Consider the following 14142-nt stretch of genomic DNA (forward strand, 5'->3'; position numbering starts at 1 on the left):
TATAAAAAATAAAATAAATTAAAAGGAGTATTTATGGGAAAGAATAAAAACGATAATAAAATTAGCTTGACGCAACTCGTGTTACTCGGTTTAGGTTCGTTAATTGGTTCTGGTTGGCTCTTTGGAGCTTGGGAAGCATCTTCAGTTGCTGGACCAGCAGCCATTATCTCATGGGTCATAGGCTTCATAGTTATTGGAACGATTTCTTATAACTATATTGAAATAGGAACAATGTTTCCACAATCTGGTGGCATGAGTAACTATGCTCAATATACACATGGTTCATTACTTGGCTTCATTGCTGCATGGGCAAATTGGGTCTCACTCGTAACGATTATTCCAATTGAAGCAGTATCTGCAGTCCAATATATCAGCTCTTGGCCTTGGGACTGGGCTAAGCCAACTCAGGCATTGATGCATAATGGTTCTATAAGTACAGTTGGTTTATTTGTTGTTTACATTATCATCATTGTCTTTTCATTATTAAATTATTGGTCTGTAAAATTATTAACCTCATTTACAAGTTTAATTTCTGTATTTAAATTAGGGGTGCCACTCCTAACAATTATTATGTTAACGATCTCAGGGTTTGATTCAGGAAACTATGGTCATTCCTTGAATACATTTATGCCATATGGTAGTGCTCCTATCTTTGCAGCAACAACAACATCAGGTATTATCTTCTCATTTAATGCATTCCAAACGATCATTAATATGGGCTCAGAAATTAAAAATCCTGAGAAAAACATTGCACGTGGTATCGGCATTTCACTAATATTAAGTGCAATTTTATATATTATCTTACAAAGTACATTTATCACTTCAATGCCACAATCAATGATTCATTCACATGGTTGGCACGGTATTAACTTTAATTCACCATTTGCAGACATGGCAATTTTATTAAGTATTAATTGGTTAGCCATTTTACTTTATATTGAAGCCGTAGTATCTCCATTTGGTACTGGTGTATCATTTGTAGCCATTACTGGTCGCGTATTAAGCGCTATGGAAAAAAATGGTCATATTCCTAAATTCTTAGGAAAAATTAATTCAAAATATAATATTCCACGTGTTGCGATTGCATTTAATGCTGTCATGAGTATGATCATGGTAACGTTATTCCGTGATTGGGGCGTACTTGCAGCTGTTATTTCGACTGCAACATTAGTAGCCTATCTTACAGGCCCTACTACAGTTATTTCGTTACGTAAAATGGGACCTAAATTGCATCGTCCCTTCCGTGGTAAATTATTAAAAATCATGGCACCTTTATCATTCGTATTAGCATCACTGGCCATTTATTGGGCAATGTGGCCTACTACAGCAGAAGTTATTTTAATTATTATTTTAGGTTTACCAATTTACTTCTTCTATGAATATAAAATGAATTGGAAAAATACTAAAAAACAAATTGGCGGTAGCTTATGGATTATTGTCTATCTTATTTTATTAGCTGCTATGTCATTTGTAGGTAGTAAGGAATTTAAAGGTATGAACTGGATTCACTACCCATATGACTTTATTGCTATTATTGTGTTGTCACTCATTTTTTATAAAATTGGTTCTTCAAGTCACTTCAATAGTATTTACTTCAAACGTGCTAAGAAAATCAATAAAAAAATGAAAGACGGCTCACCAGAAGAAGCTGAAGCAGCTGCTAAAGGTAACGAATAATCATTCAAACGTCTGAAATAAGTTAGAGAATAGTCTCAACTTGTTTCAGACGTTTTTTTTAATGTTATATTAGACATAAGATAAGTATGGAGATGATACTATTGACTTTAATTAAAACACATGCCGGAGATATTAAAGGCTATACTAAAAAGAAAATTAATTACTTTCTCGGGATTCCTTATGCTAATCAACCTATCAATGAACATCGATTTAAACACTCGAAATGCTTAAAAACTTGGGATAAGACCATTGAGGCAACATCGTTTAAATCTATACCACCACAACCACACAACAAACTCGAAACCTTCTTCTCATCACATGCTCAATTATTTAACCAAAGTGAAGATTGCTTATATTTAAATATTTGGTGTCAAAACAATCAATATAACAATAAGCCTGTCATTATCTATTTTTATGGTGGTGGCTTTGTGAACGGACATGGTTCTCAGGAACTTTATACACCTGAACATATCGTTGCTCGACATGATGTCATTGTAATTACATTTAATTATCGTTTAGGTGCTTTAGGGTTTTTAGACTGGTCTTACTTCAATAGCGATTATAATAAAAACAATGGTTTGTCTGATCAAATTAATGCACTCAAATGGGTACATACGTTTATTAAATATTTCGGTGGAGATTCAAACAATATAACATTAATGGGACAGTCTGCTGGTAGTATGAGTATTATGGCATTAATGCAACGACCAGAATTAGACAAATACTATCATCAAGTGATGTTATTAAGCGGAACGCTACGTCTTGATTCTCATTTATTAGGACAAAAGAAAGCAGCCCATTTTGCCTATCTGAAAGATACCTATTTTCCTAAAAAAAGAATGACTCACTTAACAACTTTAGATATATTATCATTAATGGCTTATGATGAAGCATCACGTGGGAAATCAAAAGGTCTTGAATTGATTTATGCACCTATTCAAGAGTCAAACATGTCTCGTCCCCTTTCTCAATTTACTAAACCAGTTGTTATAGGTACTACGAAAGAGGAAGGCAATATCTATATTCGTAATGAATCTAGAAAACTATCATCTGAACGCTTTGTAGAAGTTATGAAATTAAATGATATACACCTTCACATTTCTCAAGTTCAAACTGGTAAAGACCAAGCCCGTATGGTGACAACGCATTATTTTGAAACACCTGCGATTTCATTTTTAAATCAACTTGAAAACAATCCCCATTGTTGGAAATTACGTTTTGACTGGTGCCTTTCTAATGTATCACCGTTTCAATCTGCTTATCATATTTTAGATTTAGTGTTTTGGTTTGGAAAATTAGAGATTTTAAAAGCGCATGGTGTGAACTCATTAGAACATGAACGTCATCTCAGTAAACATATGATAGATGATTTAATCTATTTTGCAACATACCACACTATGCCGTGGTCATCTTATTCTCCTCAAACACCTTATTGTTATATATATAAATAAAAAGAAGCGGAACGATGAATTCAAAATGAATTCTGTTCCACTTCCTACTTAATTTTTTATATAAGACATATTTTTTAAACTTATGACAATAATAAGACCCATAGTTCCAACTATTGCGCTCACAATCGTGACTGCTTGAACAGAGATATTTGAAACAACGAGTCCTCCAATAATGCCTCCAAATCCTATTCCCGCATTCAGACTCGACATATTCCAACTCATCACTTGACTAGTATCACCTTCAACGTGTTCAATCATACCACTTTGAATTGCTGGATTGGTACTCCACTGTACAATATTCCATATAAACAATCCTATTAATAATATGGTAACAGTATGCAAAATAAGATTCATTATCAACATCATAACTATAAAAATAGAAAAGGCAATAATTAGCCAACGTTTACTGCTAAGTTTATCTGCTAATATGCCACCTAACGACGTACCAATCACTCCTGCAATCCCATTCACTAATAACGCCAATGATACAAATCCCATTTGATGACCATGATTCAAAATAAGAGGATTAATATAAACAAATGTCACAGAATTTGCTACTAAAATTAAAAAAGTAATCGCTAAATATTTGACTACCTCTGCTGGTCTTAAAATTTTAGATGTATTTAGCTGTTTATTTGAAGTTGAACCCCATTGACGTTGAACTTGATTTAATTCTGATGTTGATGGTAAATATACCATCATCAGTACACCGGCTATCACACTCACAATAATAATAAATAAGAACGTAAATCTCCAACCTATTGCATCCCCAATCATCGTACCGATTGGGACGCCAAATACGTTAGCCCCACTAAATCCAGTATAAACGACACCAATCATTTTCCCTCTATTTTTAGGTATCGTTAACATCGCTGTTAAAGCTAAAACTTTAACGATAATGAGTGAAGCGGCTGCTGAAGATAAGATACGTCCAATCACTAAGATAGTAAAGTTAGGCGCCATCGCAATCATTGCATTTCCAATGATAAATGCAACGAGTGTCCATATTAAGACCGGTCGTACTGCAAAGCGATTCGTAAGCTTAACAAGTATGGGTCCACAAATAGCGAAGGTTAATGCATATAAAGTCACAAGCTGACCAATAATCGCTTCAGAGACACCGAGGTCTTCACTCATTAAATTCATAATTCCTGCAACCATCATCTCAACCATACCGACGATAAACACACTAATAATGAAGGTTGCCACTCGCATGACAGACATGCATAGAACTCCTTTCTTTCTATATTTTGGCATAAAAAAACAGTTACGCAATGGTAACCTTTATCATTCGTAACTGTTTCATTATATAATAATTTCTTAAACTTTTGTGCGAAAAAATATGTCATTGAGATTTAGTTATTGTCTTTTATATTAGTTGTACGTGCTACGAGTTGATGACGTGCATTAAAGAATTGACCATAACTTAAATACGTTGCAATCAATGCAGACATAATCGTTGCAGTAGTATGAATAAACACAACAAGTAATTGGAATTTGATGGCTTGTAATGGTGCCATACCTCCAATAATTAATCCTGTCATCATACCCGGAATAGACACTAACCCATATGTTTTTACAGAATCAATTGTTGGAACAATCGCTAAACGAATACTTTCACGAATCGCCCCTTTAGACGCAAGCTTTGGCGTTGCTGCTAATGTTAACTTAGATTCAATATCGTCTACATCTCGAACGAACGCACGATCTAAATTTTGATATGCCAAATTAATGGCAATTAAACCATTATTTGCAAGCATACCGCCGATAGGAATGACATCATTTGCTTTAAAATCGATGGCACCAGCAAGCACTGCACATGCTAATGGAATTGCTGTTGATATAAATATAGAAACAAAAGAAATCCAAAACACATGATGCATAACAGGCGATGCACGATTAATGGTATTCCAAGAAGCGTTAATAATAATGACTAATACTGCAATCAATAATATCCATACTTGATCAATTTTAAAAATATATTCTAATATCAATCCTAAAATTAATAATTGAACCACCGCTCTAATCGAAGCGACGACTAAATCTTTGATAATATGTAAGCCTTCTTTATATGAAATAATAATAGGAATTAATAATAATAATGCTGTTAAACAAAGCGCTGTATTACTCATTATGATTTAACACCTCCTCATTTGTAATCTGACCATCTTTAATAGTAATCCTTCTTTGGAAATTTCTCATACTTTGATCATTACTATGCGTAATCCATAATATAGCGACGCCTTCATCTGCTAATTTAAAGATAATATCTTCAATTTTTTCTTTATTTTGCGTATCAAGTGCACTCGTTGATTCATCTAGAAGTAATATTTCTGGTTGATACATTAACTGGCGTGCAATAGCAATACGTTGACGTTCTCCGCCAGACATATGTTCTATTTTTGAATCTAGACTATAATTTGATAAGCCGACTTTATTAAGTAAATCATTCGCTTTATCTTCATCAAATTGATCATGATGCGTTAATGCTGGGAAAGCCATATTGTCGCCTACTGTCGTTCCAAATAATTCACTTTGTTGCATCATGTAACTAATTTTAGAACGTAATTCTTCAGGACGATACTCATCATATGGTTTTCCTTTAAATAATAATTCTCCTTCAGTCGGACTAATTAAATTGTTGAGTTGCTTTAAGAATGTACTTTTTCCGCTTCCAGAAGGACCAACTACTGCAACGGTTTCACCTTGATCTAATTTAAAATTAATATTATTGAGTATCGTTCGTTGATCTGCTTTGTAGGTCAGATGTTTTACTTCTAATAACACAAGCGTTTCCTCCTTATCTTTACTTTTTAATGGGATGATATATTCTTTTTTATCATAACAAAAAAAGAGGCAAAGTAATGAAATTCAATGTTACTATTTTTTGAATTTCAATGACTCTACCTCTTACTCTTAACCCCAAATGATACTCATAATAATCGCTATAAAAGAAACAAAGTTATTTATCATATGAAGGGTAATTGTCATCGCTAAATTTCGACCACTTAAGTGATATGCCACAACAAATCCTGTAGCCATAATTAAATAAGGGCCAACTTCAAATGGTGAGGATGCACTTGTCATATGTAATCCTGCAAATCCGAGCACTGACACGACATACATCACACCATACGTTAATTTTTTACCTAACTCATGAATTAACAAATGTCTAAATAATAATTCTTCTACAAAAGGTGTAATAATTACAATATCTAAAAATAAAACAGGCCAAAGCCAATTGATTTCAAACATTTTAATAATCATTTTGTTATTTTCTGTATCATCAAACTGATATTGTTTCGGTAAAAATTCCATTAAATAACCATATGCGCCTTGCAACAAATAAAGGGCCACCATCACAATGATAATGAGTGGAATATGTTTTTTTAAAGCTTTGAATCGTGAGATGGCAATAGGAATAATGGTTTTGCGATGCATTAAATAAAAGACTACTAATACAAGACATTGACCAATTAACGTAAAGACTTGGGCATATCCTAAATAATATTTTGTAAACTTACTTTCCGATATATGACCACCTGTGATGCCTGAAATTATTCCCATCACAATAAATGTAAGAATCAACGGAAAAACTATATTCATGACTAAATATGTAGGTATTAGCCAAAAATCACGTTTAACAATACGTTTTGAATCAAATTCATTTCTTATCGGTCGTTGCTCTGAGGTTTGGTAGTATGTATCATTATGTTCCGAAGTCATATAACTCTCCTATTCTTTCTATTTAAACAAGCTTATCAATCATTGTAATAATAAATATGATGAGTTGTACAGTACTATGATAAAGATAGGACGCTGCTAAATTTTTCCCACTTTTCATATATACAATCACTGCACCTATTGAAATAATCATGTAAGGCATGGCTTCCAATATTGAAATTAAATCATATATTTGGACAATGGTTTCTATTAAAACACTAACAATCATCATTACTAAAAGATTAAATTTTTTGCCTAATTCATGAATCAATAGATGACGAAATAGTAACTCATCAATTAAGGGTCGTAATAATACTACTGAAATAAAAGTGAATATCAGTGCACTTGGATGAATAAACAATCCTTCTAAACGACGTTGTGCTTGTGTGTCTACATAGCCAAAAGGATGCGGTAACATGTGTGCCAATGCATTAAAACCATAATATAACATCACACTAACGATTACGGTGATTATAATCAATTTCAAATACTGATGAATCGCAATACGATATTGTCGTCGTACAACACTCGCAATATAAAACTTATGTAATGTGAAAAATAATCCTAACACAATACATTGAGCAATCACAAAACTTAAACTTAGCATCACATTATATAAATAAGATGGCGGTGGTTGTTGGGTAACCATAGCCGTCACACCTAATACACCAAAAACAATAATAATAGGCGTTAAAATTTGGAAAAAGATAAACAAAGGAATGAGTAGAAAATCTTTTTTTATTATTTCAGGATTACCCCATCGATTTTTTGATACCACTTGTGTGATCACATCTTTTTCTTGTTTCATATATCACCTCAACGATCTACGTATATAGTACTTTATCATTTAAACACATTATTGTCATAAGAGATTCTAACTTTTCCATTATTTGATATTCAAAGATAAATATTAAATCTATTTATTTATATTTGTAAATAAAATTTTTTGATGTAAGATTTACAATATAAAGAGAATTGAGGGGGGATGGGCATGACAACTTTACTTACTGTCATGCAATTTATAGTTAATATTCTTATTATTATGGTGTTACTTTCTATATTAATTGTTGGATTATTTCTTTTATTCAAAGATAAAAGACAAGAACAACATAGTGTGTTACGTAACTTTCCTGTATTAGGAAGAGTACGTTACTTTTCAGAAAAAATAGGACCAGAATTACGTCAATATTTATTTGCAAATGATACCGAAGGAAAACCATTTTCAAGAAATCAATATACTGATATCGTTTTAGCAGGTAAATATCATTCAAGAATGACTAGTTTTGGTACAGAAAAAAATTATGAAGAAGGTTTTTATATTCGAAACGCTATGTTTCCATTACAAAAGTCAGAACTTCAAATTGATAACCATTCAATGATTTCAACGTTTATTTATTCAATCGATAATGAACGATTGTTTAAGCGTGAAGAGCATCGTGAGAACAAAAACATTGATCCTTATTATTTATCAGATGATCATGCAGTTGTTATAGGTGAAGAATTAGCACATCCCTTTAAAGTCAAACGTTTAGTAGGCCAATCTGGTATGAGTTATGGCTCATTAGGTAGTCGCGCGATTACTGCATTATCTCAAGGACTTGCACGTGCTGGCACATGGATGAATACAGGGGAAGGTGGATTATCTGAATATCATCTTAAAGGTGGCTGCGATATCATTTATCAAATTGGACCAGGTTTATTCGGCGTAAGAAATAAAGACGGTGATTTTAGCGAAGAAGCTTTCTTAAATGTGGCAAACCATAAAGAAGTTAAAGCATTTGAAATTAAGCTTGCACAAGGTGCTAAGACACGTGGTGGTCATATGGAGGGCAATAAAGTTACAGAAGAAATTGCTAAAATTCGTAATATCGAACCCTATAAGACAATCAATTCACCTAACCGCTTCGATTTCATTAATAATCCGAAAGAGTTATTAGAATTTGTAGCTAAGTTGCAAAAACTCGGTCAGAAACCTGTGGGATTTAAAATTGTGGTAAGCAGAGTTGATGAAATTGAGGCCCTTGTTCAAGAAATGATTAACCTAGATATTTATCCAAACTTTATTACTGTTGATGGTGGTGAAGGTGGAACAGGGGCAACATTCCAAGAATTACAAGATGGTGTTGGCCTCCCACTTTTTACTGCCCTTCCAATCGTTACTGGTGTTTTAGAACGTTATGATGCACGCAAATATATGAAGATATTCGCATCTGGAAAACTTATTACACCAGATAAAATAGCCATTGCACTTGGACTTGGTGCTGATTTATGTAATATTGCAAGAGGTATGATGATCAGTATTGGTTGCATTATGAGCCAACAATGTCATTTAAATACTTGCCCAGTTGGCGTCGCAACAACTGATCCTAAAAAAGAAAAAGCTTTAATTGTTGAAGAAAAGCAATATCGTGTCACAAACTATGTGACTAGTTTACATGAGGGATTATTTAATGTTGCAGCTGCAGTAGGTGTTAAAAGTCCAAATGAAATTACAGAAGATCATATTGTGATTAAAAGAAAAAATGGATATATTGAAGATATCGCAAGTTATAAATTAAAACTTATTCAATAGTCAACAAAAAAGTGAGACAATCTATATCATCGAAAGGTTGTCTCACTTTTTTATTATTCTTCATTCATATTGCTTTTTTTCTTGAATCCAATTTTTTTAAGTTCTTTGACCGTACCATCCATTGTCACTTTTTTATAGTTTTTAGAATAATGTGCTAATGCAAAGTAACGACTAACATCTTTTAAGTTTGCTTTGTTATAATCAATATCTATGTTTTCAACTATTTTTTGATGCCTACTACTTAGCGTATATGTTACGCCCTTTTCCCCTTTTAATGGACGATAGTCTTTAAAAGATTTTTCACCTTCTTGTTTAGACATTCCCAGATCATCATATTTTAAAGTACTGACAGTTGATTGTTTAATCACTTTATTTTTTTTATAAGTTAATGTTGTAAGAACATGCTTACCATCAATATCACCTTCGTATGTTTTTGAACGTGATTGACTACAAGCCCCTAATATACAAACACTTAACACTGACAACACAAATAATGTTAAGACTTTTTTCATTATGCTCATCTACTTCCCCATCTTTAATTTTAAACAAATTATATCACTTACCAACTATGAATGGGATACATTTAATTTGCATAGATATGATAAACTATTGTTCATAAAATTCATTTTATCCATGCTACAATACACTTAACGAATTTTTTAGGAGGACTCAATGTATGAAAGAATCTATCGAATTACTCAAAACATTAACAGATGTTAATGGTATCGCTGGTTATGAGTACCAAGTTAAAGAAAAAATGCGAGACTATTTAACACCTATTAGTGATGAGATTATCGAAGATGGTTTGGGTGGTATCTTCGGTAAAAAGGAAAGTAAAACGGGATCTAAATCATTAATGTTAGCTGGTCATTTAGATGAAATTGGATTCATCGTCACTAAAATTGATAATAATGGATTTATTAAATTCCAACCTATTGGCGGTTGGTGGAGCCAAGTGATGTTATCTCAAAAAGTAACCATCACGACTGACGATGGTAAAGAAATACGAGGTATTATTGGTTCTAAACCTCCACATGTACTTGAACCAGAAGCACGTAAAAAGTCTATCGATATCAAAGATATGTTTATTGATATTGGTGTTAGAAGTAAAGCAGATGCTGAACAATACGGTATTGAAATTGGAAATATGATTACACCTTATAGTGAGTTTGAACAACTTGCAAATGGTAAATATTTAACTGCCAAAGCATTTGATAATCGATACGGTTGTGCACTTGCTATTGACGTACTTAACAATCTTAAAGATGAATCGATCGGTATTAATTTATATGCAGGTGGCACTGTACAAGAAGAAGTTGGTTTACGTGGCGCTAAAGTCGCAGCAAATAAAATCAACCCCGATTTAGCTATCGCAGTCGACGTTGCGGTCGCATATGATACACCTGGAATGGCACAATATGGTAGTGATACAGCCATTGGTGACGGCCCAGTAATTATTTTAATGGATGCTTCAAATGTGGCACATCAAGGCTTACGTCAACATATTAAAGAAGTGGCAAAAAAACATTATATTACGGTTCAATGGGATACCACACCACGCGGTGGTACAGATGCTGGTAGTATCCATGTTGCTAACGATGGTATTCCAACAATTGCTATTGGTGTGGCATTACGCTATATGCACTCAAATGTATCTGTTCTCCATACAGATGATTATGAAAATTCAGTACGATTAATCACTGAAATTGTACGTTCTTTAAATGATCAAACGTATAATCAAATCAACTGGTAATTTGAATATTGAAATGTTACATCTACTTATGTTAATATCACATTAACGAGTATTAACGTCATAACGATACGAACCCCTAGTCTATTGCCCTAGACTAGGGGTTCTTTGTGTATTGGATTATCTGCCGTCTTTTTTATTCTTATATTGTTCAAACCAATAATCAAACAATATATTGAGCCACCTATTTAATATAGGTGCAATAACGAGTACAAATATTAACGTCATAACTTCACCTCCTTTAAACGTACTACTGTCTAAAGGAAAGACGACAACAACATTATAACATTTTTATAAATTAGAATAATTTATCTAAATATATAAAAAGTGAGAGACAGCCTCATACTGAAACCATCTCTCACACTTAAACGCTAATATATCCACTATGATTTATTCTACAGAATGTTTCCATTTATCTTCACTTAACATTTCACCAGGCCAAGTGTATGCCATCACACCACCATCAATACGAATCGTTTCACCTGTAATAAATGAACTATCATCTGATGCTAGGAAAGCAACCAATTTACCTACTTCTTCAGGTTGTCCTAAACGACCAAGTGGAGTGACCCATTTCTGATTATCGCGGAATGTTTTACCCGCTTCATCTTCAGATGTACCAGCTAAATGATCTACAAGCGGTGTTTCAATGGTACCTGGTGCAATCGCGTTCGCACGAATATTTTCACGTCCATATTCAATCGCAATCGATTTAGTGAAATTAATGACGCCACCTTTAGCGGCATTATAACCAGAACGATACAAGTCTGCTGCTTGTCCTGAGAATGAAGCTGTATTAATGATTGAACCTCCATTATCCAACATTAATGGTAATAAGAATTTCGTTACTAAGAATGTACCTCTCATATCGACAGACATAATTTTATCAAATACTTCAACTGGATATTCATGAATACGTCCTGCCCCATTATCTACACCTGCATTGTTGAAGATAATATCAATGTGACCATAGTCTTGTTTAACTTTATCAGCAAAATCTTTCACTTGTTAATCTTGAGAGATATCAACTTTATAAGCTGTCGCTTTACCGCCTTCTTGATTAATGTCATCTACAGTTTTTTCTAATTCATCTGAAATATCAAGTGCTAAGACATGCGCTCCTTCTTGCGCTAACACTTTTGCTGATGCTTGTCCAATACCTGTACTTGCACCTGTGATGACTGCAATTTTATTCTCTAAACGTTTCATCTTGTCACACTCCTAGTGAACATGTTTTCTAATACAACCTTATTCTTCCACTAAACAGTTTAGATTAAACGTGATACTAAAAATGAAATCGTTTTACATTTGAATTCTTTTCTATATCCAAAGAAATGTAAATATGATTCGTATCTTTTTCTATTAATAAAATTCATGTAAAATAAAACTATATTAGGAAGTATTGAAAGACTTAGGAGGGCATGATGGAAGAACGTATAGGATTAATAGATATTGGCTCGAATACGATTAGATTAGTTATCTTTAGATTTAGCAAAGATGCAGGATTAAATGAATTGCTCAACATTAAAACGCCTGCTCGCTTGAGTCAATATTTGACAAAAGAAAATAAAATGAGCCAAGAAGGTATTACAGTGCTCATTGAAGCATTACGCAGTTTTAAATCTGTATCTGAAAAATTTGAAGTAAAAGAATTGCATCCTATCGCAACAGCAGCGATTCGTCAATCTGAGAACAAGGATGACATTGTTAAAAAAGTGAAAGATGAACTTGATATTGAAATTTCAATTATTCCTGAAAAAGACGAAGCATATTATGGTTACTATGCTATTACTCATACTACGGAAATTGAAAATGGTGTATCTGTAGACATCGGTGGTGGTTCAACTGAAGTTACTTTATTTAAGGATAAAGAATTATTTGAATCACATAGTTTTCCTTTCGGTGTAGTAACGTTAAAACGTAAATTCTTTGATGGCAAAGACCACAATGATAAAGGCGCGATCAAAGATATGGAGAAATTTCTATCTCAACAATTTAGTACATTAGATTGGCTTAAAGATCAAGATGTTGCATTAGTCGGCGTCGGTGGTTCCGCACGTAACGTAGCACGTATCCATCAATCTGAACACACTTATCCTATAAGTGGCGTACACAATTATACAATGTCAGATAAAGATATTGATGAAGTGTACGATATTATACGTAAAAGTTCACGTGATGAGTTAAATAACCTAGATGGATTAAGTCGCGATCGTGCAGATATTATTCTTCCAGCGGTGTCAGTATTTAAGACACTTTATAAAAAAATAGATGCGAAGCAATTCACATTTTCAAGAAATGGCTTACGTGAAGGTTATATTATTAAACAAATTCGCTCACGCTATCCAGATGTATTTGACAAAAATAATGTGCGTAAAGAATCGATTTATTTCTTAGCCCATGATTATCACATCGAAGAACATAGCTCACAAGGTCGTCTAAAATTAGCGCAATCTTTATTAAAACAATTAATGGATTTAGGTGATTTAAAGATTAATGACACAGAGCAACGTCTCTTTGAAGAAGCGACCTATATTTATTATTTAGGTAGATTTATTGATTCAGATTCAAGTTCTCCACATACGTATTATATTATTGCGAACTCAATGATTAATGGTTATACACATAAAGATCGCGTTAAACTTGCCCTTTTAGCAAGTTTTAAAAATAAATCTTTACTTAAGTTCTATTGTAAAGAAACAGATTGGTTCAGTAATAAGGAAATTGAAACAATTCAAGCACTAGGTGGCATTATTAAATTTGTGAATGCTTTAAATATTTCACAAACTAGCTTTGTTGAAGACGTGACTTTAAAAGAAACGAAAAAAGGCAATGACGATTATGAACTGACCGTACATTATACTGAAGGTGAACCGATTGCTGAGAAATATCAAGCATTAAGACAGAAAAAGCATATCGAAAAGATTCTTAAAGGATCAGTATCCATTGTCTTTACAAAATCTTAAAAT

The 14142-nt window shown here is 33.1% G+C and carries 11 protein-coding genes and 1 pseudogene; 5 read left to right on the forward strand and 7 right to left on the reverse strand.

Annotated features, from left to right (window positions below; genetic code table 11):
* Positions 1-33 precede the first annotated feature (33 nt).
* Positions 34-1677: an APC family permease gene (locus HMPREF3131_RS01225; RefSeq protein ID WP_049379308.1), complete on the forward strand. Its 1644-nt coding sequence runs from the start codon at positions 34-36 to the stop codon at positions 1675-1677.
* Between the two features lie 101 nt (positions 1678-1778).
* Positions 1779-3128, forward strand: a complete 1350-nt coding sequence (locus HMPREF3131_RS01230) for a carboxylesterase family protein (RefSeq protein WP_070436364.1) — start codon at positions 1779-1781, stop codon at positions 3126-3128.
* A 48-nt stretch (positions 3129-3176) separates the two neighbouring features.
* On the opposite strand, the gene HMPREF3131_RS01235 is transcribed toward HMPREF3131_RS01230, so the two are convergent.
* The 5 genes from HMPREF3131_RS01235 to lnsB form a co-directional block, all read right to left on the reverse strand.
* A complete protein-coding gene (locus HMPREF3131_RS01235; protein ID WP_070436365.1) occupies positions 3177-4352 on the reverse strand; it encodes an MFS transporter in 1176 nt (391 codons plus the stop codon).
* Between the two features lie 131 nt (positions 4353-4483).
* On the reverse strand, positions 4484-5260 hold the full coding sequence (gene fetB, locus HMPREF3131_RS01240) for an ABC transporter permease (protein WP_019835004.1): 777 nt from the start codon (positions 5258-5260) through the stop codon (positions 4484-4486).
* Positions 5253-5915: an ABC transporter ATP-binding protein gene (locus HMPREF3131_RS01245; protein WP_049382411.1), complete on the reverse strand. Its 663-nt coding sequence runs from the start codon at positions 5913-5915 to the stop codon at positions 5253-5255. The genes fetB and HMPREF3131_RS01245 overlap by 8 nt, the downstream gene beginning before the upstream one ends.
* Before the next feature lie 129 nt (positions 5916-6044).
* Positions 6045-6854 carry a CPBP family intramembrane glutamic endopeptidase gene (locus tag HMPREF3131_RS01250; RefSeq protein ID WP_048762199.1) on the reverse strand — a complete coding sequence of 270 codons (810 nt, stop codon included), beginning with the start codon at positions 6852-6854 and terminating at the stop codon, positions 6045-6047.
* A 22-nt stretch (positions 6855-6876) separates the two neighbouring features.
* Positions 6877-7659 carry a CPBP family lipoprotein N-acylation protein LnsB gene (lnsB, locus tag HMPREF3131_RS01255; RefSeq protein WP_049382412.1) on the reverse strand — a complete coding sequence of 261 codons (783 nt, stop codon included), beginning with the start codon at positions 7657-7659 and terminating at the stop codon, positions 6877-6879.
* A 183-nt stretch (positions 7660-7842) separates the two neighbouring features.
* Here lnsB and HMPREF3131_RS01260 point away from each other — a divergent pair, with 183 nt between their 5' ends.
* Positions 7843-9423 carry an FMN-binding glutamate synthase family protein gene (locus tag HMPREF3131_RS01260; RefSeq protein WP_070436366.1) on the forward strand — a complete coding sequence of 527 codons (1581 nt, stop codon included), beginning with the start codon at positions 7843-7845 and terminating at the stop codon, positions 9421-9423.
* Positions 9424-9476: 53 nt separating this feature from the next.
* On the opposite strand, the gene HMPREF3131_RS01265 is transcribed toward HMPREF3131_RS01260, so the two are convergent.
* Positions 9477-9935: a DUF1307 domain-containing protein gene (locus HMPREF3131_RS01265; protein ID WP_029376762.1), complete on the reverse strand. Its 459-nt coding sequence runs from the start codon at positions 9933-9935 to the stop codon at positions 9477-9479.
* 164 nt (positions 9936-10099) lie between these two features.
* Between HMPREF3131_RS01265 and HMPREF3131_RS01270 the strand changes: the two genes are divergently transcribed.
* Positions 10100-11176, forward strand: a complete 1077-nt coding sequence (locus HMPREF3131_RS01270; protein WP_070436367.1) for a M42 family metallopeptidase — start codon at positions 10100-10102, stop codon at positions 11174-11176.
* A 387-nt stretch (positions 11177-11563) separates the two neighbouring features.
* Here HMPREF3131_RS01270 and HMPREF3131_RS01275 read toward each other — a convergent pair.
* Positions 11564-12382: pseudogene (locus HMPREF3131_RS01275) on the reverse strand (SDR family oxidoreductase).
* A gap of 215 nt (positions 12383-12597) precedes the next feature.
* Here HMPREF3131_RS01275 and ppx point away from each other — a divergent pair.
* Positions 12598-14139, forward strand: coding sequence for an exopolyphosphatase (ppx, locus tag HMPREF3131_RS01280; RefSeq protein WP_070436368.1), 1542 nt, complete (start codon positions 12598-12600; stop codon positions 14137-14139).
* Positions 14140-14142: the final 3 nt, after the last annotated feature.

It is taken from the genome of Staphylococcus sp. HMSC14C01 (assembly GCF_001808085.1).
Lineage (GTDB): Bacteria > Bacillota > Bacilli > Staphylococcales > Staphylococcaceae > Staphylococcus > Staphylococcus hominis.

Excerpts from the sequence above, each read along its gene's own strand:
- HMPREF3131_RS01225 (WP_049379308.1), top strand. The coding sequence starts at position 34 with ATGGGAAAGAATAAAAACGATAATAAAATTAGCTTGACGCAACTCGTG.
- HMPREF3131_RS01235 (WP_070436365.1), bottom strand. The coding sequence starts at position 4,352 with ATGTCTGTCATGCGAGTGGCAACCTTCATTATTAGTGTGTTTATCGTC.
- fetB (WP_019835004.1), bottom strand. The coding sequence starts at position 5,260 with ATGAGTAATACAGCGCTTTGTTTAACAGCATTATTATTATTAATTCCT.
- HMPREF3131_RS01250 (WP_048762199.1), bottom strand. The coding sequence starts at position 6,854 with ATGACTTCGGAACATAATGATACATACTACCAAACCTCAGAGCAACGA.
- lnsB (WP_049382412.1), bottom strand. The coding sequence starts at position 7,659 with ATGAAACAAGAAAAAGATGTGATCACACAAGTGGTATCAAAAAATCGA.
- HMPREF3131_RS01260 (WP_070436366.1), top strand. The coding sequence starts at position 7,843 with ATGACAACTTTACTTACTGTCATGCAATTTATAGTTAATATTCTTATT.
- HMPREF3131_RS01265 (WP_029376762.1), bottom strand. The coding sequence starts at position 9,935 with ATGAAAAAAGTCTTAACATTATTTGTGTTGTCAGTGTTAAGTGTTTGT.
- HMPREF3131_RS01270 (WP_070436367.1), top strand. The coding sequence starts at position 10,100 with ATGAAAGAATCTATCGAATTACTCAAAACATTAACAGATGTTAATGGT.
- ppx (WP_070436368.1), top strand. The coding sequence starts at position 12,598 with ATGGAAGAACGTATAGGATTAATAGATATTGGCTCGAATACGATTAGA.